The 19739-nt window shown below is 65.7% G+C and carries 24 protein-coding genes and 1 riboswitch; of the genes, 10 read left to right on the top strand and 14 right to left on the bottom strand.

What is annotated here, in order from left to right:
* Window positions 1-112: 112 nt before the first annotated feature.
* Complete coding sequence (locus AC5RW2_RS13835) at window positions 113-550, bottom strand: glutaredoxin domain-containing protein (protein WP_493951019.1); 438 nt, start codon at window positions 548-550, stop codon at window positions 113-115.
* Between the two features lie 150 nt (window positions 551-700).
* Here AC5RW2_RS13835 and AC5RW2_RS13830 point away from each other — a divergent pair, with 150 nt between their 5' ends.
* The gene (locus AC5RW2_RS13830; protein ID WP_493963209.1) at window positions 701-1468 is read left to right on the top strand and encodes a SurA N-terminal domain-containing protein; all 768 of its coding nucleotides are present in this window, start codon (window positions 701-703) and stop codon (window positions 1466-1468) included.
* A gap of 94 nt (window positions 1469-1562) precedes the next feature.
* On the opposite strand, the gene AC5RW2_RS13825 is transcribed toward AC5RW2_RS13830, so the two are convergent.
* The 5 genes from AC5RW2_RS13825 to AC5RW2_RS13805 form a co-directional block, all read right to left on the bottom strand.
* Window positions 1563-2159, bottom strand: coding sequence for a GNAT family N-acetyltransferase (locus AC5RW2_RS13825; RefSeq protein ID WP_493963208.1), 597 nt, complete (start codon window positions 2157-2159; stop codon window positions 1563-1565).
* A 69-nt stretch (window positions 2160-2228) separates the two neighbouring features.
* Window positions 2229-3485, bottom strand: coding sequence for a formamidase (fmdA, locus tag AC5RW2_RS13820; RefSeq protein ID WP_493951022.1), 1257 nt, complete (start codon window positions 3483-3485; stop codon window positions 2229-2231).
* A 39-nt stretch (window positions 3486-3524) separates the two neighbouring features.
* Entirely contained in the window at window positions 3525-3809 is a 285-nt protein-coding gene (locus AC5RW2_RS13815) for an FmdB family zinc ribbon protein (protein WP_493963207.1), read from the bottom strand.
* Window positions 3810-3858: 49 nt separating this feature from the next.
* Entirely contained in the window at window positions 3859-4494 is a 636-nt protein-coding gene (locus AC5RW2_RS13810; protein ID WP_493951024.1) for an AmiS/UreI family transporter, read from the bottom strand.
* A 318-nt stretch (window positions 4495-4812) separates the two neighbouring features.
* Window positions 4813-5373, bottom strand: coding sequence for a type 1 glutamine amidotransferase domain-containing protein (locus AC5RW2_RS13805; RefSeq protein ID WP_493963206.1), 561 nt, complete (start codon window positions 5371-5373; stop codon window positions 4813-4815).
* A 201-nt stretch (window positions 5374-5574) separates the two neighbouring features.
* On the opposite strand from AC5RW2_RS13805, the gene AC5RW2_RS13800 reads away from it, so the two are divergent.
* From AC5RW2_RS13800 to AC5RW2_RS13785, 4 genes are read left to right on the top strand one after another with little or no spacing between them, the layout of a single operon-like run.
* On the top strand, window positions 5575-6633 hold the full coding sequence (locus tag AC5RW2_RS13800) for an iron-containing redox enzyme family protein (RefSeq protein WP_493963205.1): 1059 nt from the start codon (window positions 5575-5577) through the stop codon (window positions 6631-6633).
* Window positions 6630-7598, top strand: a complete 969-nt coding sequence (locus tag AC5RW2_RS13795; RefSeq protein ID WP_493963204.1) for a glycosyltransferase family 2 protein — start codon at window positions 6630-6632, stop codon at window positions 7596-7598. Before AC5RW2_RS13800 ends, AC5RW2_RS13795 begins: the two co-directional genes overlap by 4 nt.
* Window positions 7595-7804, top strand: coding sequence for a CDGSH iron-sulfur domain-containing protein (locus AC5RW2_RS13790; protein WP_493940945.1), 210 nt, complete (start codon window positions 7595-7597; stop codon window positions 7802-7804). The genes AC5RW2_RS13795 and AC5RW2_RS13790 overlap by 4 nt, the downstream gene beginning before the upstream one ends.
* 20 nt (window positions 7805-7824) lie before the next feature.
* Complete coding sequence (locus AC5RW2_RS13785; RefSeq protein ID WP_493963203.1) at window positions 7825-8649, top strand: phosphatase PAP2 family protein; 825 nt, start codon at window positions 7825-7827, stop codon at window positions 8647-8649.
* A gap of 59 nt (window positions 8650-8708) precedes the next feature.
* Here the strand turns inward: AC5RW2_RS13785 and AC5RW2_RS13780 are convergent, their stop codons facing one another.
* The 4 genes from AC5RW2_RS13780 to AC5RW2_RS13765 all read right to left on the bottom strand — a co-directional run bounded on the left by AC5RW2_RS13780 (window position 8709) and on the right by AC5RW2_RS13765 (window position 10557).
* Window positions 8709-9077 carry a fluoride efflux transporter FluC gene (locus tag AC5RW2_RS13780; RefSeq protein ID WP_493951029.1) on the bottom strand — a complete coding sequence of 123 codons (369 nt, stop codon included), beginning with the start codon at window positions 9075-9077 and terminating at the stop codon, window positions 8709-8711.
* Window positions 9074-9535, bottom strand: coding sequence for a fluoride efflux transporter FluC (locus AC5RW2_RS13775; protein ID WP_494074082.1), 462 nt, complete (start codon window positions 9533-9535; stop codon window positions 9074-9076). The genes AC5RW2_RS13780 and AC5RW2_RS13775 overlap by 4 nt, the downstream gene beginning before the upstream one ends.
* 86 nt (window positions 9536-9621) lie before the next feature.
* Window positions 9622-10149, bottom strand: coding sequence for a universal stress protein (locus AC5RW2_RS13770; protein WP_493951031.1), 528 nt, complete (start codon window positions 10147-10149; stop codon window positions 9622-9624).
* 17 nt (window positions 10150-10166) lie between these two features.
* Window positions 10167-10241: riboswitch (Fluoride riboswitch) on the bottom strand.
* A gap of 31 nt (window positions 10242-10272) precedes the next feature.
* Window positions 10273-10557 carry an ArsR/SmtB family transcription factor gene (locus AC5RW2_RS13765; protein ID WP_493963485.1) on the bottom strand — a complete coding sequence of 95 codons (285 nt, stop codon included), beginning with the start codon at window positions 10555-10557 and terminating at the stop codon, window positions 10273-10275.
* Between the two features lie 287 nt (window positions 10558-10844).
* Here AC5RW2_RS13765 and arsB point away from each other — a divergent pair, with 287 nt between their 5' ends.
* From arsB to AC5RW2_RS13745, 4 genes are all read left to right on the top strand, one after another.
* Window positions 10845-11900 carry an ACR3 family arsenite efflux transporter gene (gene arsB / locus AC5RW2_RS13760; protein ID WP_493963484.1) on the top strand — a complete coding sequence of 352 codons (1056 nt, stop codon included), beginning with the start codon at window positions 10845-10847 and terminating at the stop codon, window positions 11898-11900.
* A 63-nt stretch (window positions 11901-11963) separates the two neighbouring features.
* The gene (locus tag AC5RW2_RS13755; RefSeq protein WP_493963202.1) at window positions 11964-12398 is read left to right on the top strand and encodes an arsenate reductase ArsC; all 435 of its coding nucleotides are present in this window, start codon (window positions 11964-11966) and stop codon (window positions 12396-12398) included.
* Between the two features lie 39 nt (window positions 12399-12437).
* A complete protein-coding gene (locus tag AC5RW2_RS13750; protein ID WP_493963201.1) occupies window positions 12438-13892 on the top strand; it encodes an FAD-dependent oxidoreductase in 1455 nt (484 codons plus the stop codon).
* Window positions 13893-13922: 30 nt separating this feature from the next.
* Window positions 13923-14222 carry a hypothetical protein gene (locus tag AC5RW2_RS13745; RefSeq protein WP_493963200.1) on the top strand — a complete coding sequence of 100 codons (300 nt, stop codon included), beginning with the start codon at window positions 13923-13925 and terminating at the stop codon, window positions 14220-14222.
* 1 nt (window position 14223) lies between these two features.
* On the opposite strand, the gene AC5RW2_RS13740 is transcribed toward AC5RW2_RS13745, so the two are convergent.
* The 3 genes from AC5RW2_RS13740 to AC5RW2_RS13730 all read right to left on the bottom strand — a co-directional run bounded on the left by AC5RW2_RS13740 (window position 14224) and on the right by AC5RW2_RS13730 (window position 16103).
* Window positions 14224-14772, bottom strand: coding sequence for a DUF488 domain-containing protein (locus AC5RW2_RS13740; protein ID WP_493951035.1), 549 nt, complete (start codon window positions 14770-14772; stop codon window positions 14224-14226).
* A gap of 14 nt (window positions 14773-14786) precedes the next feature.
* Window positions 14787-15185, bottom strand: coding sequence for a lipopolysaccharide assembly protein LapA domain-containing protein (locus AC5RW2_RS13735; protein WP_493951036.1), 399 nt, complete (start codon window positions 15183-15185; stop codon window positions 14787-14789).
* Between the two features lie 126 nt (window positions 15186-15311).
* Entirely contained in the window at window positions 15312-16103 is a 792-nt protein-coding gene (locus AC5RW2_RS13730) for a MerR family transcriptional regulator (RefSeq protein ID WP_493963199.1), read from the bottom strand.
* Between the two features lie 116 nt (window positions 16104-16219).
* Here AC5RW2_RS13730 and glsA point away from each other — a divergent pair, with 116 nt between their 5' ends.
* Entirely contained in the window at window positions 16220-18034 is a 1815-nt protein-coding gene (glsA, locus tag AC5RW2_RS13725; protein ID WP_493963198.1) for a glutaminase A, read from the top strand.
* 2 nt (window positions 18035-18036) lie between these two features.
* On the opposite strand, the gene AC5RW2_RS13720 is transcribed toward glsA, so the two are convergent.
* Window positions 18037-19500: an aldehyde dehydrogenase family protein gene (locus AC5RW2_RS13720; RefSeq protein WP_493963197.1), complete on the bottom strand. Its 1464-nt coding sequence runs from the start codon at window positions 19498-19500 to the stop codon at window positions 18037-18039.
* Between the last annotated feature and the right edge of the window lie 239 nt (window positions 19501-19739).

Genomic DNA, 19739 nt, shown 5'->3' with positions numbered 1-19739 from the left:
CCCCCAATCCGTCGGATGGCTGGTCCCCACCGGCCCCGTACGGCTGCAGGCACCATGCTACTCAGCACCCCGATACGTGAATAGGGCTTGGTACGGCTAACGACGGCGGTGCTTACCTTCCGGCCAACGCCCGGCTGACAATCCCGGGTTCCGGATTGGTCAGCACCTCGCCGTTCAGCAGCACGGTGGGGACGGTTTCGTTCCCGTGGTTGTGTTCGCGCACGAACGCAGCGCCTTCCGGATCCCGCCAGATGTTCACCCAGTGCGCACTGCGGCCGCTGCGGCCCAGGGAGACCTTCAACCGCAGGCAGTAGACGCAGCCGGGCCGCCAGAAGATGACCACACCGCCGTCGTCGTTCTTGTCTTTGAGCGAAGCCCACGGCTCCTGTCGGCCGCCGAAGAACGGACTGACCGCCCACGCGGCGGCCAGCAGCAGCACGGCGAAAACGATGTCCGCCAGCCGGTTGCCGTCCCGTCCGGATGAGACCAGCAGCGCCACCGCCGCAGCAGCGCAAGCAACCGCCCCAAACCAGCGCTCAAAGCGTTTCATGGCCATAGACTACCGGCTGCCGCAACCGCTCTTTCGCCGTGCCGGAGGACATTCTGCGCGGGGCGCCAAGGTTTCTCCCAGCTTTTGCCGTGCCGGCGCCCATCTGCGCAGGGTAACGTCGCACACTGGCCACCGAGATGGGAGATCAGTGTGACTAAGAAATGGTTGTTGAGCCTGGCTGTTGCCGGCTCCATCGCCGTCCTCACCGCTTGCGCCGGAGCGCCCGCGGACGGCGGCGCCAGCCCGGCCGCGTCGGCCGAGTCCAGCGCAGGCGCCGAGGGACAGGCGCAGATGCCAGAGCCGGACCTGAAGGGCATCCCGGATGTGGTGGCCGAGGTCAACGGTACGAAGATCACCAAGGCCAAATTCACCGCCGCGTACGAGGGCCAGTTCCAGCAGATGGCCATGCAGTCGCAAATGACCGGGCAGGAAGTGGATCAGGACGCGCTGAAGAAGCAGACCGCCGAGGCCATGGTCGGCACGCAGTTGCTGATCCAGGAAGCGGACCACCGCGGCATCAAGGCACCGCAGAAGGACGTGGATGCTGAACTGGAGAAGATGGCGAAGACCAACCAGTTCAAGACCGTGGATGAACTCCTGGCCGCGATCAAGAAACAGGGCATGGACGAGGGCGAGGTCAATGCCGAAATGCAGACGCAGGTTAAGGTGAACAAGCTCATCGCCGAGGAAACCGGCGACACCAAGCCCTCCGAAAAGGAGCTGAAGGCCGCCTACGCTCAGGCCAAGAAGCAGCAGGAGGCGATGGGCGAACAGTCCGGCCAGAAGGCCGAGGTCCCCTCCATGGAGGAAATGCGACCCAACCTGGAGCAGCAGGTGAAGGCGCAGAAGGAAACCGAGGCCACCCAGGCGCTGGTCACCGGCCTGCGGGAGAAGGCGGACGTCAAGATCCACCTCTGATTCTCCCCACCTCGGAAGTACGACGGCGGTGCCTGCCCCCTTGGGCGGGCACCGTCGTCGCACTCAGGTCCGCGACTTCGAACAGCTGCTGGCATCAACCGGGAACAGCTGGTGATGATCCGCCGGCTCCAGGAACAGGCCGCCGGACCGCCGCGTAGAGCAGCATGTCCCGGCGCTCGCCACCGATGACTTGGTAACTGCGCAGCAGTCCTTCGCAACTGAAGCCGGCCGCTTCGGCGGTGCGGAACGACGCCTTGTTCCACGGCTCAATGTAGAGCTCCAGCCGGTGCAGCTCAGGAATGGTCCAGCCGAAGGCTGCCAGCGCCGCCAAGGCGTCGGCCGCCCGGCCCTGTCCTTGATTAACCGGCGCTACCAGGTAGCCGGCAGTGGCCCGGCCCTCCGGCAGGTACGTCAGCCAGAGCCCGATCTGCCCTAGTGCACGGTCCGTCTGCGCATCCGCCACGGCGAACGAGTACCCCGCGCCGGAAGTGAACCGCCCGTTCTGGCGCAAAATCCATTCCACTGCTTCGTCCTGCGGACATGGCGACGGGATGGAACTGATCAGCGGGATATACGGGTCCTCGGCCAACTCCATGGCCAGGTGTGCGTCCTCACTGCGGAACTGGCGCAGCACCACACCACCATGCGCCGGCGGAACCTCTGGCCAAGCAAGCGGCAGACGTGCATCCATGAGTTCGATTCTGCCAGTTGCCACCGGCTTGGCCAGCGGTCCCCCTGCTAAGCCAGGAGGAGCCTGGTGTTATTTGTTGGCCGCTGTGGGCGCCGCCATCTGCGACTCGACCTGGTGCGGACCTCCTGCGGAGGGCCTGACATCGAAGTCGAAAATGGAGGTGGGCAGGTACACGGTGGAGCACGAGTTCGGGATGTCCACGACGCCGGAAAGCCGGCCCTCGATCGGCGCGGCACCGAGCAGCAGGTAGGCCTGCTCCGGGCTGTAGCCGAACTTGGTGAGGTAGTCGATGGCGTGCAGGCAAGCCCGCTGGTAGGACAGGTGTGAATCCAGGTACTTCTGCTCACCGTCCAGCGTCACCGAGGTTCCGGAGAACGCGAGCCATTCGCTGAACCGCGGATCCACGATGCCCGGCATGAAGATGGCGTTTTCGCTGACTCCGTAGGTGTCCATGCCTCCCTTGATCAGATCGACGTGCAGGTCCAGGAAGCCGCCCATTTCGATGGCACCGCAGAAGGTGATCTCGCCGTCGCCTTGGGAGAAGTGCAGGTCGCCCATCGACAGGTTGGCACCGTCCACGAAGACCGGGTAGAAGACCCGGGTGCCCTTCGAGAAATTCTTGATGTCCTGGTTTCCGCCATTCTCGCGTGGAGGAGCGGTACGGGCAGCTTCACCGGCTACCCGGTCGAAATCGGATTCGGGCACGCCGCCGAGGACAGCGTCCTGAGGCAGGGGAGGCAACGCCAGTGGTGGCACCCGGTCCGGGTCCGTCGCAATGAGGTCGCCCTCGCGCTGGTTCCATTTGGCCAACAAATCCGCGGACGGGGCCGTACCCATCAGTCCGGGGTGGATCAGCCCGGTGAAGGAAACTTCTGGAACGTGGCGGGAGGAGGCCACCTGGCCGGTAAAGTCCCATATCGCCTTGTAGGCATCCGGGAACTGATCGGTCAGGAATCCGCCGCCGTTGTTCCGGGAAAAGATGCCGGTGTAACCCCAGCCCTGTCCAGCCAACGGTCCCGAATCCTCCTGCGGGATCGGTCCCACATCCAGAATGTCAACCACCAATAGGTCGCCCGGCTGCGCCCCTTCAACGGCGAAGGGGCCGCTGAGTTTGTGCACGGTCGGAAGCGGGGCGTTGAGAATATCCTCCGCCGAATCATCATTGACGATCGCGCCGTCAAACCATTCACGGCAGTGCACACGAAAAGAGTCTCCCGGCCTGACCGTAGCCACTGGCGGAATCTCCGGGTGCCACCGGTTGTGGCCGACTTTCTCCTGATCCTCGAACTTCTTTGTCGAATCAAGGGGGAATATAACCTCGGGCATTGTTCTCTCTCCTTAGGATGATCGGAAGAAACATGTTCCTTAGGGCCTGGGAAGCTTTTGATGCAGCGGGTTCGCGGTGTACGCCGGCCGACTCCTTCCCTTGCCTGGCAGCGCGGTGACAACCGGCGGCTCGTGTGCACTGCGCTTTGAGTCGTCGATCAGCCGGAATTCCGTCGAACCGGCACGGGAAAGGTGCGGCGCGCTCATTTTTCGAGGTGACGTGGCGCCGCAGGACGGGCAGTGTGTCGAATCGGGCGCTGCACCCATTCCACAGATCAGCTCGAAAACTGAGCATTCGGGGCACCGGTATTCGTAGATAGGCATCAGCAGCGGTTTCCTTCCTACGGCACTTTCCCCTGAGCCGACATGTCACTCAAGCAGTGGAGGCCGTGGCTGTGTCTCCGGTGGTACTCGTATGAGGAAGTCCCCTGCTGGCCAGGAAGAAGGCCACGGCCAAGCAAATGGCTCCCGCGACTGCCATGATCAGCGCACTGCCTCCTCCTGTCGCATATCGGTTCAGCAGCAGGAGGAACGCAGGGATGGTGCCGGTCAGGAAACTGACGAGGATGGTGAACCAGCCGGTTGCGAGGGTTAGCCCTTCCTTGTGCAGTCCTAGCACCAGGAAGAACATGAACCACAGCACCGCCCAAATAAGCCAGATGGAGCCGAAGACCGGATCATGGACCGACGTGAACTGAATAACTCCAATGATGACGGCGCAGATGGCAACGAACAGCGAGAACCAGCCCAGCCCCTCGCCCGGCCAACCGGTGACCTGGAGAATTCCAACATAAAGGTAGGTAAAGCCGAAAAGATACAGCCCAGCCGCTCCAAAAATCACCGCTGGGTCGTTATTTGCCTGCAGGATAATAAGCGTCGGGAAGATTACCTGCATGGCACCGACAAAGAAGTTGAGGACGGCCGCAGATTTTCCCGGAATTAGCCCCACCAGCATTAAGCCGTTAATGAACAAAACGGCCCCAACATACAATAAACCGACACTGCCCATGTTCACTCCATCACGATACTGGTGATGATTGAGGTGTGGAACTGTAGAGTGTGGTGCAAAACCAGGGTGAGGAGGCTAAACACCACGCACCGTAATCGGCGCCCGGATAGCACATGTAGGATGTGCGGCTCAGCTTAGTAGGCCAAATTCTGGAGTGTCAACGACGTGGCGTTTAACCTGCGGAGACGGGTTATTGCACCTCCAGAGCCGGTCCGATGGACGGTGTCTACCCGAAGATCAGCCAGGCTCTTCTCGCAGCAGTGTGCGGTGTGAAATTAACTTTCACACCGCACACTGTGGAGACCTTGAGGGCGCCGCTCAGGTGGTTTCGGCGAGGACTTCCTTGATCCCATCGACGAACTGGTCCAGGTCGCCGGGATTGCGGGAGGTTATGAGCGTCCACCCGTGTTCACGGTCGATCACCACGGGCTCGTCGTCCCATCGACCGCCCGAGTTCATGATGTCCGCCTTGAGCGAGATGTACGAGGTCAGCGTCTTGCCTCGGGTGCGGTCGGTTTCCACCAACAGCCACGGCCCATGGCAGATGGCGGCGATTGGCCGGCCGGATTCGGAGAAGGACCGCACGATTCCCTGCGCATCCGGGTCCAGCCGCAGCGCATCCGCATTCAGCGTGCCGCCGGGCAGTACCAGCAGGTCGTAGTCGCCGTCGGAAACATCGGGCAAGGGCTTGTCCACCGGGATTTTCTCGCCGCGCTCCCAGTCACCGACCATGGTTTCCACCTCGCCGGCTTCGGGCGCAGCGACAAGTACATCGACTCCGGCTGCCCGGAGTTTTTCCACCGGAACTTTCAATTCGTCCTGCTCGACGCCGCGATTGCTGACCGCAACCAGGACTTTTTTGCCTGCAATTTCGGGCATGGTTTTCCGTCCTTCCTACAGGGATGTTCGGACTCTTCCCACCTTGCCACCGCTGGGAACCGAAGCCAAGGGCCCTGGCCGCAGCCCGGCCCGGCACTGGCCTCCGGCGCCGTGCGGCCTCTTGACGTAGCGGGACCGTGAGGATGCACTTGAAATCAGCGAACCGCCGCCATCCCTGCGCCGGTTCAGTAAGGAGACGCCGTGAAGCTTCCACATCCCCGGGGTCCGGTCAGCGAGACCCTGCTGAGCGTACTGCCACGCGATGATGCCTCGGAGGCCCTCCCCCAGCTGCTGACCGCAGCTGGACGCGCCGTGGCCGCAACTGAGGATGTGCTGTACGACGACGATCTGCAGTTGGCGCTGTTCTGCCTGTACGAACTTCATTACGGCGGGCTGGCCAGCGTGGACGACCGGTGGGAATGGGACGTGCAGTTGCTGCAGGTCCGTGCTCTGATTGAGCAGAGTGTGGAGACGCGGCTGCGCGCCTCGGTGGCTGTGACGGCACCGGCGAAGCTGGCGCAGCAGGCCGTGGCGGACCGGCTCTTCGAACTGGCGGCGGACGACGACGGGCCCAGCGTCTCCGCGTTCCTGGCCCGGGAAGCCACCCTGGAGCAGGCCAAGGAATTCGTGGTGCTCCGTTCGGTGTACCAGCTGAAGGAAGCCGACCCGCATACCTGGGCCATCCCGCGGCTGCGCGGTCGGGCCAAGTCGGCGATGGTGGAAATCCAGGCAGATGAATACGGCGGCGGCAAACCCGGCCGGATCCACGCGGAGCTTTTCGCCCGCACCATGCAGGGCTTGGGGCTCGATCCGTCCTTCGGAACCTACGTGGACAGCATTCCGGCCATCACCTTGGCCTCGGTCAACACCATGTCCCTCTTCGGGCTGCAGCGGCGCCTGCGCGGCGCAATCTGCGGCCACCTGGCCATCTACGAGATGACCTCGTCGATTCCCAACGGCAAGTACGCCCGCGGTTTCCGCCGGCTGGGATTCGGCGACGAAGTGACCGAGTACTTCGATGAACATGTAGAAGCGGATGCGGTGCACGAACAGATTGCCGGGCGGGATCTGGCCGGCGGGCTGATTGCCGAGGACCCGGCGCTGGCCGGGGATGTCTTCTTCGGCGCCGGCAGCGCGCTCTATCTGGACGGGCTTGCGGGCGGCTGGCAGCTGGAGGCTTGGACCGCCGGCCGCTCCGCGCTGCGTCAGCCGCTCGAGCCGGGCCGGGAGGTGGCGGTCACCGCCGGTGCATCGGCGTGAGGATCGAGTACGTCCTGCCGCTGAAGTGGCAGGACGGCGCCGGCGACGCCGAACTGACCACCTATCTGGAGTCGCTGCCGGAATGGGTGGACCTCACGGTGGTGGACGGCTCGCCGGATCCCGTTTTCGCCGCACATCACCGGCTGTGGCGGCAGCGTGCGCAGCATCTGCGACCGGACGGGCCGGCCACGCCCAACGGGAAGGTGCAGGGCGTGCTCACCGGGCTGCGGCACGCTCGGCACGAGTTCGTGATCATTGCCGACGACGACGTCCGCTACGCCCCGGAGTCGCTGGCCTCGGTGGCGGCAATGCTGGAGCATGCCGAACTCGTGCGGCCGCAGAACTACTACGAGGAGCTGCCTTGGCACGCTCGCTGGGACACGGCCCGGTCGCTGCTGAACCGGGCCTTCGCCTCCGACTATCCCGGCACGCTGGCGGTCCGCCGCTCGGCCCTGCTGCAGACACAGGGGTACCGCGGCGACGTCTTGTTCGAGAACCTGGAACTCATCCGGACCGTTCAGGCCGCCGGCGGCCGCCAGATCAGGGCCGACGGGGTGTATGTCCGCCGGTTGACGCCGACGCTGCGGCACTTCGTGGGTCAACGGGTCCGGCAGGCCTATGATTCGCAGACCCAGCCGGCCCGGCTGGCCGTTGAACTGCTGCTGCTGCCGCTGACGCTGGTCTTGGTCCGCCGCCCCGCGGCCTGCACCGCGCTGGCTGCCACCGCCGTCGTACTGGCGGAAGCAGGGCGGCAGCGTGCCGGCGGGGCGCAGGTGTTCAGCCCCTCGGCTGCCTGGTGGGCGCCGCTCTGGCTACTGGAGCGCGCGGTCACCTCGTGGATGGCGCTGGCCTGGCGCTTTGCCGGCGGCGTGCCGTATGCCGGCAAGCGCCTGCGGACCGCAGCGAGCAGCCCGGCGGCACTACGGCGGCAGCTGAGCCACCTTGACCTAGGAGAACCAACATGACGAGCAAGGAACCGACCGAGATCGTGGTCTGCCCCGACGGACCGCTGCTGGTGCGCGGCGACTTTGACCTGGTGGACGGCGACGGTGAGCCGGTGGCCCGGTCGCGGGAAACCGTAGCGCTGTGCCGCTGTGGCGGGTCAGGCATCAAGCCCTACTGCGACGGCACACACAAACTGCTGGCGGCGAGGCGGAAGGCTGCGCAGTAGCGCGGCAATAGTGCAGGCCGATGGGCGAAGACCGTTTTGTTGGCGGGCGGGACCTGACCGCGTGGGGCACACGGGCGGGCAGGGTTGCGGCGCGCGTGACGGACCGCATCAGCCGGATCCTGGGACCACGGGCCGTGTTGATCCTGACCCTTGCCGTGGGGCTCTTGATCGCTGTCCTGCTCGCGGTCGCGTCAGCGGAAATCTATGAGGCGGTGACCGAGGGCGACGGCGTGGCCCAACTGGACCATCCGATGCTGGCAGCGGCGGAAGGCCTGCGGACGCCCTGGCTCAATTCAGCTCTGACGGCCTTCACGAACATCGGCGGACCCATCGGGATGCCCATTGTGGCGTGCCTGGCCTTGGCCGTGCTGACCATCCGTCGGCGTTCCTGGACTCCGGCCATCCTGATTGTCACCGCCGCGGGCGGGTCGCTGTTGATGACCATTGTGGCCAAGCAGTTCATTGGGCGTGCCCGGCCGTCGCTGGCGGACGCCGTGCCACCGTATGAACATTCGGCTTCGTTTCCCAGCGGGCACTCGCTCAACGCGATCGTGGTCGCCGGTGTGGTGGCCTACCTGCTCATCCTGCGCCAAACGACCCGGCGGTCGAAGATCCTGACCGCCGCTGCCGCTGGCTTGTTCTCGGTGGCAATGGGCTTGAGCCGGGTCTTCTTGGGGCACCACTGGTTCACCGATGTCCTGGTCGCTTGGACGCTTGGGGTCGCCTGGCTGGCCTTGGTCATCACTGCCCACCGGCTCTATCTGACGGTCTGGTACCGGGCCCCTGCCACCGCCGCGCAATCCGCTGGTGGCCACCCGGACGGCCGCGGCTCCGACCCTGGGTGAGGGGGCTTGCCCTTGCACCCAGCTGGGGAAGCGTCACGTGCACTCAGCCGGGGAAGCCTTTAGAACGCGCCGGCCAAGGCTAGTCCGGCCGCGGCGGCGGGCACCGTGGCGGCCAAGGTTCCCAGCGCGTTAACGAGCGCCATGCCCGGGCGCCGGTCCTGGATCAAGCGGACGGTTTCCACATTGGCCGTGCTAAACGTGGTGTAGCCGCCGAGGAAGCCTGTCCCTGCTATCGTTTGGGCCTCTGCCGGCAGGGCACCGCCCAGCACGAACCCGGCGAGAAGACCCAGCAGGAACGACCCGCTGATGTTGATGGAAATGGTTGCCCACGGAAGGACCGTGCGGAAAGTGGACCGGATCGTCCCGTCGATGACGAACCGGGAAACGGCGCCGGCTCCCCCAGCCAACCCCAGCAGAAGAACGATCACGAAGCGTCCTCCCCGGCGGCCTGAGGCGGCACGGTGCCTGCCCGGGCTGTCCGCGCTGCCCGGTGCCGGTGTCGTGCGGCACCGACCAGAACGCCTGACCACGCGGCCACGAGGCCACCGACCAACCCCGCAAGAATATAGCCGACGCCACCGGCGATGTCGCCCGCGCCGAACAAGAGATTAACATCCAGCGCGAGCGTGCTGTAGGTAGTGAAAGCGCCCAAGAACCCTGTCCCAAGCAGCAGCCGCAGCACCCGGCGGCCGCCGCGGTCGCTCCCCCTCCGGACGAGCTCCTCCAACAGCAGGCCCAGCGCGAAGGCACCGCACAGGTTCACCGTCAGCGTTGGCAGCGGCCACCCGTTCGGGGCAGGCAGCGCATGGTTTACACCGTACCGAGCCAGCGCACCCAGCACACCGCCGGCAAAAACAAGCCCAATGTAGCCGAGGCGCAAATGCACCGGTCGCTCCGCGCGCGGCGTTCCCCCAACATGCACACCCGGAACCGCAAGTTCTTCCCGGCGCCCGCCACTCGTATTCCGTGTCATCAGCCTTGCTCCGCGGACAGTTGGGGGTTCAAGGGGACAACCAGGACGGGACGGTGTTGGTGGTACGCCAGGTGCACGGCCACGGAGCCGGCCATGATCTCCTCCAGGCGGTGGGCCAGCCCTGGTTCGCGGGTTCCAATAACGATCATCATCGCGTCCAACGTATCGGCGGTCTCTGCCAAGGCCCGTGCGGGCTCGCCGGGCAGATACCGGAAGGACCAGGCGACGCCGCTTCCTTGCAGTGCGTGTGCAAGATGGGCTTGGATTTCTCCGGCTGTTTTTGCAATGTAGTCGTAGTCCCCGTCGGGGTCGATCGGCAGCAGAACGGGGGTTTCGTCGTCCCTGACGTCTTCGTAGGTGCTGGTATCGACGTAGGCGCAGACCAGCTCGACGCCGAGCCGGGCGGCCAGTTCCGCGGCGCGGACAACGACAATTGCGGGCTGTCCGGGAATAACGCCGACCAGAATCGGTCCGCTATGCGGCCCGCGATCTTCCGGCCGCCTGTCCTGGGAACTCGATGCCGTCAACACTTCACCTACCTGTGGTCAAGGTAGGAACCATCAGCCAAGAGGCAGTTCGAGCAAAGGAAGCTCCGGCGGGATCCATCACCGGAGACCAATTATACCGATTTCACGCGGGGCCGAGGCGATTTAGGTGGGTTCGACGAGGACGCCGGCAAGACGGTCAAGTGCACCCGGGACGAGGGAGAAGTACGCCCACACGCCTCGCTTTTCCCGGTGCAGGATTCCTGCCTCGACCAGCACCTTCAAATGGTGCGACACCGTGGGCTGGCCCAAACCCAGTGGCTCGGTCAGGTCGCAAACGCAGGCTTCCGCTCCGTCGCTGGCGGAGATCATGGAGACCAGCCGCAAGCGGTTCGGGTCCGCCAGAGCTTTGAACTGGCCTGCCAAGGTGACGGCCCGGTCCGAACTCATCGGCGGCGCACCGCTAGGTGTGCAGCAGGAATCCGGATCTCCGTCGCGGCCGGTTTGCACTGGTTCGCGGTCGCGACCGGTCTGCACGGGACCGGGCACTAGGTCAGTTACGGAGGTCATGCCATCCATTATGCATGGAGATTGACACTCGTCGATATCTACGCCCATACTCTGTATCGACCAACATCGATACCTGCCCGGCGCCTTAACACCGCCACGTCCCAGCCCTGAGGAGCCCTGTGAGCCCGACCGTTGCAGCACCGGATACCAGCCAGGTGGCGGCCCGCATGTCCACCCTCGACCGCTTCCTTCCGGTCTGGATCATCGCGGCCATGGTCGCCGGACTGCTGCTCGGCCGCTTTGTCCCCGGCATTGGACCGGCGCTGGATTCGGTGCAGATCGCCGATGTCTCGCTGCCCATCGCCGTCGGGCTGTTGGTGATGATGTATCCGGTGCTGGCCAAGGTCCGCTACGACGAAACCCACCGGGTGGTCGGCGACAAAAAGCTAATGGTCACCTCGCTGGTGATTAACTGGCTGGCCGCGCCCGCGTTCATGTTCGCGCTGGCGTGGATCTTCCTGCCAGACCTGCCGGAATACCGGACCGGCTTGATCATTGTGGGGCTGGCCCGCTGCATCGCCATGGTGATGATTTGGAACGACCTGGCCTGCGGCGACCGCGAGGCCGCGGCCGTGCTGGTGGCGGTCAACTCCGTGTTCCAGGTGGTGGCCTTTGGCGCGCTAGGTTGGTTCTACCTGCAGCTGCTGCCGTCCTGGCTGGGCCTACCGACCACCAGCGCCGAGTTCTCCTTCTGGGCGATCACCGCTTCGGTGCTGGTGTTCCTGGGTATCCCGCTGCTGGCCGGATTCCTGACCCGCACGCTGGGCGAAAGGGCAAAGGGGCGCCAGTGGTACGAGGGCACGTTCCTGCCGAAGCTGGGGCCGTGGGCGCTGTACGGCCTGCTGTTCACCATCGTGCTGCTGTTCGCGCTGCAGGGCGACGAAATTACCTCCCGACCGCTGGACGTGGTCCGGATTGCGCTGCCGCTGCTGGTCTACTTTGTGGTGGTGTTCGGCGCCGGCATGGTGGTGGGCAAGCTGCTCAACATGGGCTATGGGCGCACCACCACGCTGGCCTTCACGGCGGCCGGCAACAACTTTGAACTGGCCATCGCGGTGGCGATTGGCACCTACGGGGTGACCTCCGGGCAGGCGCTGGCCGGCGTCGTCGGTCCGTTGATTGAAGTTCCGGTGCTGGTGGCCCTTGTCTACGTGGCGCTCTGGGCACGACGGCGGTTCTTCACCTCGCCTGCCGAGGCGCCGCCTGCCGCTGTCTCCCGCTGAGCTGATGTCCGGCCTGCGCCCCTGACCGACACCCCGACTTCCGTCCCTAGGAGCATCCCGCCCATGACCGCCGAAACCGCTCAGAAGCCCTCCGTCCTGTTCGTCTGCGTGCACAACGCGGGCCGGTCGCAGATGGCCGCCGCCTACCTCAGCCATCTGGCCCAGGGCGCCGTCGAAGTCCGCTCCGCCGGATCACAGCCGGCCGACCAGGTGAACCCCGCCGCGGTCGAGGCGATGCGGGAAGAAGGCATCGACATTTCCGCCGAATTGCCCAAGGTGCTCACGACCGAAGCCGTCAAGGACTCGGACGTGGTGGTGACCATGGGCTGCGGCGACGAATGCCCGTATTTCCCCGGCAAGCGCTACGAAGACTGGGTGCTGGAGGACCCTGCCGGCAAGGGCGTGGAATCAGTCCGGCCGATCCGCGACGAGATCAAGCGCCGCATCCAGCAGCTGATTTCCGAACTGCTGCCCGCCGCTCACCCCGACGCCAATTAGATCCGATCCGATCCCCGTTCCATCGCAAGGAAGCAGACCATGAGCCAGGATGAGAACCCCGCGGAACTCCCCGTCGTCGTTGTTGGTGCCGGCCCCATCGGATTGGCTGCCGCGGCTCACCTGCTGGAGCGCGGGCTGACGCCGCTGATCTTCGAAGCCGGGATTGGCGCCGGCGCCGCGATCAGCGCCTGGGGACATATCCGGCTGTTCTCGCCGTGGCGCTACAACATCGATGCTGCTTCCCGCCGGCTGCTGGAGGCTGCCGGCTGGGAAGAACCACGGTTGTCGGCGTTGCCGTACGGCGCCGAACTGGTGGAGCGCTACCTCGAGCCTCTTGCTGCCCTTCCGGCGCTCCGGAATGCACTCCGCACGTCGTCGCGCGTGGTGGCGGTGAGCCGGGCGGGTATGGACAAGACCCATTCACGGGACCGGACTGAAACGCCGTTCCTGGTCCGGGTCCAAAATACTGCGGGCACCGTCACTGACCATCTGGCCCGCGCCGTCATCGATGCTTCCGGCACGTGGAGCCGGCCGAACCCGCTGGGCCAAGCCGGGTTGTCCGCTCCCGGTGAAGCAGACGCCTTCGCCGCCGGCTTCATCACCGAACCGCTGCCCGACGTCACCGGTCGCGACCGCGCACGCTTTGCCGGCAAGCAGGTTGTGGTGGTCGGAGCCGGCCATTCCGCCGCCAACACCCTGCTCAACCTCGGCCAGCTGGCCAAGAACGAACCGGGCACCCGGATCAGCTGGGCTGTCCGCGGTTCCAGCGTCACGCGGCTCTACGGCGGCGGCGACTTGGACGGGCTGCCGGCCCGCGGGCAGCTGGGGACCCGGTTGCGCCAACTGGTCGAGGACGGCCATGTCGAGCTGCACACCTCGTTCACCATCACCGGGTTCAAAAGCGCGGACAGCCTGGTGGTCATCGGAAGCACGCCCGACGGCGAGGTGCAGCTGGACGTAGACCTGCTGATCCCGGCCACCGGCTTCCGGCCCGACCTGGATATGCTCCGCGAAGTCCGGCTGGAACTGGATCCGGCCGTCGAAGCGCCGCGGGAACTCGGCCCGCTGATCGATCCGGAATTCCACAGCTGCGGCACCGTACCGCCGCACGGCGCCAAGCTGCTGGCCCATCCCGACCACGACTTCTACCTTGCCGGGATGAAATCCTACGGCCGGGCCCCGACGTTCCTGCTGGCCACCGGTTACGAACAGGTCCGCTCCATCGCCGCCGCGCTGGCCGGGGATACTGCGGCAGCCGACAACGTGGAGTTGGATCTGCCGGAAACCGGGGTCTGCTCCGCCGACATCGGCAGTAGCTGCGATGTTCCGGCCGCCGTGACCGCGGGACGTGAGGTCACGGCCGCAGCAGGACTGGCTCCCGAGGAACCCGCGGGAAGCTGCTGTTCTGCGCCGGCACCGGTTCTCCTCGGTTTCCCCACCGGCTTCCCGCATGGCCGCTCGGGTGAGGCTTCGCCCTCCGGTGCTCAACGCTAGGCTGGAAGTCCCGAATGTGAGGAGAGTTCGATGGCTTCCGTTGCCCCTGCCCTGCTGACCAGCGCCGGACTGATCGGCGGCTTCCAGACCGCCCGCGCCACCAAAAACCGTCCGCTGGGAGGAGCCGTCCTGTCCGCGGCCGGCGCCTGTGCCTACGCACTCTGGAAGCACGACGTCGGTACGGGCCGGGCTGCTGCGCTCACCGGCGGATATCTGGCCGCTTTTGGGCTGTCCCACCCGCTGGCCAAGAAGATCGGTGCTTGGCCGTCGGTCTATACAGTGACGGCGGCGACAGCGGTGGCGTCCCTGGTCTTCGGCCGCAAGCGCTGACCTAGTCCTCAGCGCGGTCCCAAAAGAGCCGGCCGTCGTCGTTCCTGGCGCCTGCCGACGGTTCATGCGGTGATTCCTTGCCGCCCGGCAGCAGATGCACGACGTCAATATTGCGCAGGACCACCAAGACATCAGAGATGAGCCGGCGATGGCAGCGCCACCACACGCTCTCGCTGCACATGATCGCCACGTCGGCCGCCTCGGCGTCCGCCAGCAGGCGAGCCAGGCCGCCGGCGAATTCCGGCGTGCGGGTATAGGCGGCATAGGCGCGGAAGGCGGCGACGCGCCACCAACTGTCGGGCTCCGGCTCCCCTGCCGGAATCCGCCGTCGTCCGCCCAAGGCTTCTTCCCAGCGGTAGCCGAGGCCGGCGTCGCGAAGCCATCCGGCGAGCGCATCGCTGCCCATTTCCGGGTGCTTGCGGCTGCCCGGGAAGCGGCGGACGTCCACAACTTGCTGCACGCCAGCACCGGTGAGCAGTTCGGCCAACTCGCCGGGCGTGCTGGTGCCGTGGCCGAAGGTGAACAGCCGGCGGGCACCGTTCTGGGCCATCTAAGCTACCGGTGCTAACGCGGCTGCGAGCCGTTCTTGCGGATCCTGCGGTCCCGGTACCGCAACTGGATGATGCGGGCGGCGCCGGCAGCAGCAACGACAAGGCCGCCGGCGACCGCTGCGACAAACAGCGCGAGCCCCAGCGCCACTTGGCCCTCGAAGCCGAAGTAGCGCAGCATCACTTGGTCCTGGTTCTGTGCCACGAAGATGATCAGCAGCACCAGCAGAATCAGCGCAACGACAGTGGCCGTCCAGATCATTCCCAAACGTGTGCTGCGCTTATCATCCACTGGCTGTTCCGGCCGGTCGCTGCCCGGTCCACCGCTCTTGGGTCCCACTGCGTCGGAGGCTGCGAGGCCGGAGCCCCCGGCCTCGACGTCGTTCGGCCCGGTACCCCGCGGATTGGAAGTCATTACTGTCCCGCCTTTCGCCGTTGCCGCCTTTTCCCACAGCGTAGACGAACAGTCCTCCGACCGACACCGGGCTCAGGCGGCACATGCGCTGCGTTCCGCTGCTTCATCGGCTGGTTCACGTGCAACTTACTCCGCCAGATTGCTGCGCAGGAGCTTGAAAAAACGCTTCTGGTACTCCGGCCATTCGTCGCCGGCCAGCACTCGTTCAATGCTGCGCCGGACCCACTCGCCGTCCCAGTAGCCCAGCTTGACCAGTTGCGGCAGCAGGACGGACAACCTGCGGTCCTCGGGGCTGGCCTCGTCGAACTGCATGGCGCTGGCGCCCTTGACTCCGGGCACGCGGAACAGCTCTTTCAGCGTTACGTCTACCAGTCCGGGCCGTGCACGCAGGAACTTCAGGAAGTTGATGCGCTGCACCTGCGTCTGGCTCAGCAGGAGCAGCATTGCCCCGCGCTGGACCGGTGCGGGGACCAGCCCGTCGCGCACCCAGTCAAACATCGCTTCAATACCGCGGTTGCGGTCCCAGCCCTTCGGGTTTCGTTCGTACCGGGCCGACCAGGATTCGACGAACAGCTCCAGCTGGCCGGGAAACAGCACCGGCGGCGCATCGCGGGCCACCTTGCGATCGGTGTAGGACAGGTCGGCCGAACGTTCCGCGCCGATACATCCCATGTGCGCGATGTCCGCCGCGGCCCAGTGGTCTGGCTGCAACTCGCCCTGCCACCACCCGTCAGGAGAGCGTGCACCGGTCGGCTCCGCGGACACCACCAGCCGGAGCTTCCGGACCAGTGCCTTCTGCCGCCGCTTCTCGCCGTCGTCCATCGCTGCCACGTAAGCGAGCGTCCCGGCTCGATCGCCGGCCGCCAGCAACTCGAACAGCGGATTGTCGACCGCCGACGTCGGCAAAATATCACTCATGCAGCCAATCTAGCCGCCCCAATACTTCCCGCAGGTGATCGTTGGTTCCGCTTCAGGGGTAGGCTCCGCAGGCGACCGGATCCAGCCCCGCCGCCCGACCGCATAGGCTGGCAAGCATGGACTCCCCTATCCAGAGCTACCTGCGCACCTTGCACGCCGAGCTCGCCGGGCTTAAGGACGGCAAGCCCTACGGCGGTATTCCCGCGATGGCAGGCGTGGACCCCGACAAGTTCGCCATTTGCCTGGCAACCGTGGACGGCTATGTCTATGAGGTCGGCGACTCCGGCGAAGAGTTCACCATCCAGTCCATCTCCAAGCCCTTCACCTACGGGCTGGCGCTGTCCGATCTGGGCCTGGAGGCCGTGGACCGGAAGGTCGACGTGGAGCCGTCGGGCAACGCGTTCAACGAGATTTCGCTGGCGCCCGGCACCGGCCGACCGGCCAACGCCATGATCAACGCCGGGGCCTTGACCGCCACGTCGCTGATCAAGGGCAGTGGCGGCAAGACCGGCTTCCGCCGCATCCTGGAACACTATTCGGCCTTCGCCGGCCGGGAATTGTCGGTCAGCGAGCGCACCTACCAGTCGGAGGCGCGGCACGGCTACCGCAACCGGGCACTGGCACACCTGCTGCGCTCCTTCGAGATCATTGAGCAGGAGCCGGACCCGGTGGCGGAGGACTACTTCCGGCAGTGCTCGGTGCTGGTCACCTGCCGGGACCTGTCCGTCATGGCCGCCACGCTGGCCAACGGCGGCACCAACCCGCTGACCGGCAAACAGGTGCTGGATCTGGAGGTGGAGGAACGGGTCCTCTCCGTGATGGCCACCTGCGGCATGTACGACGACGCCGGGGCATGGCTCTCCGACGTGGGGATGCCGGCCAAATCAGGGGTCGGCGGCGGACTGCTTGCGGTGTTGCCGGGCCAGCTGGGTCTGGCCGTCTACTCACCGCCGCTGAACGATCACGGCAGCAGCGTCCGCGGGGTGGAGGCCAGCCGGCGGATCTCGCACGACATGGGGCTGCACTTCGTCCGGGCGGCCCGCACCGGCCGCAATGCCATCCGCGCCAGCTATGACATCGCCGACGCCCCGTCCGGCATCCGCCGCACCGAAGAGGCCGCAGATGTGCTGCGGGACAACGCACACCGCGCCCGGGTGATCGAACTGAACGGCGATCTGCTGTTCGCCGGCACGGAATCCATGGTGCGCGAGGTCAGCGACCTGGACGAGTCGGTGGAACTGATCATCCTGGACATGCGCCGGGTGGATGAAATTGCCCCGGTCGCCCTGGACATGCTGGAGCAGCTCCGGACGTCGCTGGCACAGGCCGGACGCGGCTTGGTGCTGATCGACGGCGAAGGCGCCCTGGCGCAGCGGTTCGAAGAAGACGGGCGGGCGGTGCCGTCGTTCGCCACCCGCACCGCCGCGGTCGAATTCGCCGAAAACCAGTTGATCGCCAGCTACGGGGACGAGCTCTGCCAGCCGGCCACCGTGGACGTTGCCGACTCGCCCGCGCTCAGCCCGCTCGCCGCCGAGGATGCCGCTGCGCTCGCCGACCTGATGGAAGAGCACAGCTACGACGACGGCGACGTCATCCGCCGCATCCGCCAGCGCTTCGGCGGTGTCTACTTCATCCTGTCCGGCAGCGTGGTCACCACGTCGCCCGGCCCGGAGAACAGCCGGGTCAAGCTCACCACCCTGAGCGCCGGCATGACGTTTGGCGAAATGGCCCTGGGCAGCGCGGACCGGCAGGAAACCACCGTCCGCGCCAACGGAACGGTACGGGTCAAACTCCTCCCGGCCGAAGCAATCAGCCGGTTGGAGAGCGAAACCCCGCGCCTCGCCGTCGAGCTGTGGAAAGCATTAACCCGCGACGCCTACGCCCATGTAGACCGCTACATGCGCGAGACCGCCGTGCGGATCCGCGACTGAAACTAGAACGGGTACTGGGCGTGTCCGCTTTGTTGAATGGTGATCCAGCGCTCCTCGGTAAACGAATTGATGCCGGCCTGGCCGCCGAATTTGCCGTAGCCCGACTCCTGGATCCCGCCGAACGGGGCCATCGGCTCGTCCTGCACCGGCTGGTCGTTAACGTGGCTAATTCCGGTCTTGAGCCGCTGCGCCACCTCAAAGCCCTCGGCCAGGTTCTCGGTGATCACGCCGGAGGTCAGCCCGTAATTCGTGTCGTTGGCCAGCTTTACCGCCTGCTCCGGGCCGTCCACCTCCATCACCGTGGTGGCTGAACCGAAGATCTCCTCATCGTAGATCCGCATCTCCTCAGTGATGCCGGACAGCACCGTCGCCGGCACCACCGCTTGGCCTGCCTTCTCCCCACCGGCCAGCACCTGCGCACCCTTGGAAACTGCGTCGTCGATCAGGGCGTACTGCCGGTCCGCCGAGCTCTGGTTGACCTGCGGTCCAATGACCGTGGCCTGATTCATCGGGTCGCCGGTGGGCAGCTTTGCCACCTTTTCCGCAAAGCGGCTGGAGAACTCATCGGAGATGCTGCGGTCCACGATCACCCGGTCGATGGACATGCAGATCTGTCCGGCGTTCATGAACGCGCCGAAAGCCGCTGCTTGGACGGCGTAATCGATGTCTGCGTCTTTCAGCACCACCAGCGAGTTCTTGCCGCCGAGCTCGAGCACCGCCGGCTTCAGGTTCTGCGCCGCCAGCGTGCCGATGATCCGTCCGACTTTGGTGGAACCGGTGAAATTTACGTTCCGCACGCGCGGGTCGGAGATCAAGGTACTGACGACGTCGTTCGCGTCCGCGCGGTCGTTCGTGATCACGTTGAGCACTCCCGGCGGCAGGCCGGCATCCAGCATGGCGTCCGCGAGGAACAGGCCGCAGGCCAGCGGTGCGTCCTCGCTGGGCTTGAGCACCACCGTATTACCCACGGCCAGCGGGATGGCCATGGCGCGGATACCCAGAATGAACGGAGCGTTCCAGGGCGAGAGCGCCGCCACCACACCATAGGGCTGGCGGACCGAGAGCGAGAACTTGCCCGGCAGATCGGTGGCGAGCACATCACCTCGCGGAGCAGTGGTGGCCGCCGCGGCGGAGCGTAGGATGTTGGCGGCCAGCTGGATGTTGAAGCCGGCCCAGACCGCCACTCCACCGACTTCTCCGGCCATCAGCTCGATGCCCTGCTGCATCCGCTCCTCCAGCAGATCGGCAGCCTTCAGGAAGATCTTCGCCCGCTGGGTAGGAGGGGTGGCGGCCCAGGAGTCAAAGGCCGACGACGCCGCGTCGACGGCTCGCGTGACATCCTCCGGACCAGCGGCGGCGACGGTGGCGTAAGTGTCGCCCGTATAGGGGCTGATGTCCTCGGTTGTCTTGCCGGAAACCGCCGGGACGTGCTCGCCATTGATAATCAGATCGCGGGTGATGGGCATGGCGCTTCATTCCTCTCCGAAGTGGCTGGGCCACGCCGCCGGCCGCAAGCCGAAGCGCCGGTCGTTCTCGCGGCCCGGTTAAGCCGGAGCCTACTCCCGCCGTCGGGCTCGGACAATGGGGCAGGACGGGCGAGCGTCCTGTCCGGGACGGCGCAAGTCATAAGTAAAACCGTTGAAGTTAGCCGGTTATTACCGTTTTACGAAAGTCTTTGTGAGCCGCATCATGGAGTTCAGGTTCC

It is taken from the genome of Arthrobacter sp. B0316-1-20 (assembly GCF_059091865.1).
This window is presented reverse-complemented; position numbering and strand designations above follow the sequence as displayed.

Excerpts from the sequence above, each read along its gene's own strand:
- AC5RW2_RS13785 (WP_493963203.1), top strand. The coding sequence starts at position 7,825 with ATGGGCGAAGACCGTTTTGTTGGCGGGCGGGACCTGACCGCGTGGGGC.
- AC5RW2_RS13810 (WP_493951024.1), bottom strand. The coding sequence starts at position 4,494 with ATGGGCAGTGTCGGTTTATTGTATGTTGGGGCCGTTTTGTTCATTAAC.
- AC5RW2_RS13740 (WP_493951035.1), bottom strand. The coding sequence starts at position 14,772 with ATGGCCCAGAACGGTGCCCGCCGGCTGTTCACCTTCGGCCACGGCACC.
- AC5RW2_RS13720 (WP_493963197.1), bottom strand. The coding sequence starts at position 19,500 with ATGCCCATCACCCGCGATCTGATTATCAATGGCGAGCACGTCCCGGCG.
- AC5RW2_RS13745 (WP_493963200.1), top strand. The coding sequence starts at position 13,923 with ATGGCTTCCGTTGCCCCTGCCCTGCTGACCAGCGCCGGACTGATCGGC.
- fmdA (WP_493951022.1), bottom strand. The coding sequence starts at position 3,485 with ATGCCCGAGGTTATATTCCCCCTTGATTCGACAAAGAAGTTCGAGGAT.
- AC5RW2_RS13805 (WP_493963206.1), bottom strand. The coding sequence starts at position 5,373 with ATGCCCGAAATTGCAGGCAAAAAAGTCCTGGTTGCGGTCAGCAATCGC.
- AC5RW2_RS13835 (WP_493951019.1), bottom strand. The coding sequence starts at position 550 with ATGAAACGCTTTGAGCGCTGGTTTGGGGCGGTTGCTTGCGCTGCTGCG.
- AC5RW2_RS13825 (WP_493963208.1), bottom strand. The coding sequence starts at position 2,159 with ATGGATGCACGTCTGCCGCTTGCTTGGCCAGAGGTTCCGCCGGCGCAT.
- AC5RW2_RS13815 (WP_493963207.1), bottom strand. The coding sequence starts at position 3,809 with ATGCCTATCTACGAATACCGGTGCCCCGAATGCTCAGTTTTCGAGCTG.
- AC5RW2_RS13735 (WP_493951036.1), bottom strand. The coding sequence starts at position 15,185 with ATGACTTCCAATCCGCGGGGTACCGGGCCGAACGACGTCGAGGCCGGG.
- AC5RW2_RS13730 (WP_493963199.1), bottom strand. The coding sequence starts at position 16,103 with ATGAGTGATATTTTGCCGACGTCGGCGGTCGACAATCCGCTGTTCGAG.
- AC5RW2_RS13790 (WP_493940945.1), top strand. The coding sequence starts at position 7,595 with ATGACGAGCAAGGAACCGACCGAGATCGTGGTCTGCCCCGACGGACCG.
- AC5RW2_RS13750 (WP_493963201.1), top strand. The coding sequence starts at position 12,438 with ATGAGCCAGGATGAGAACCCCGCGGAACTCCCCGTCGTCGTTGTTGGT.
- AC5RW2_RS13755 (WP_493963202.1), top strand. The coding sequence starts at position 11,964 with ATGACCGCCGAAACCGCTCAGAAGCCCTCCGTCCTGTTCGTCTGCGTG.
- AC5RW2_RS13765 (WP_493963485.1), bottom strand. The coding sequence starts at position 10,557 with ATGAGTTCGGACCGGGCCGTCACCTTGGCAGGCCAGTTCAAAGCTCTG.
- glsA (WP_493963198.1), top strand. The coding sequence starts at position 16,220 with ATGGACTCCCCTATCCAGAGCTACCTGCGCACCTTGCACGCCGAGCTC.
- arsB (WP_493963484.1), top strand. The coding sequence starts at position 10,845 with ATGTCCACCCTCGACCGCTTCCTTCCGGTCTGGATCATCGCGGCCATG.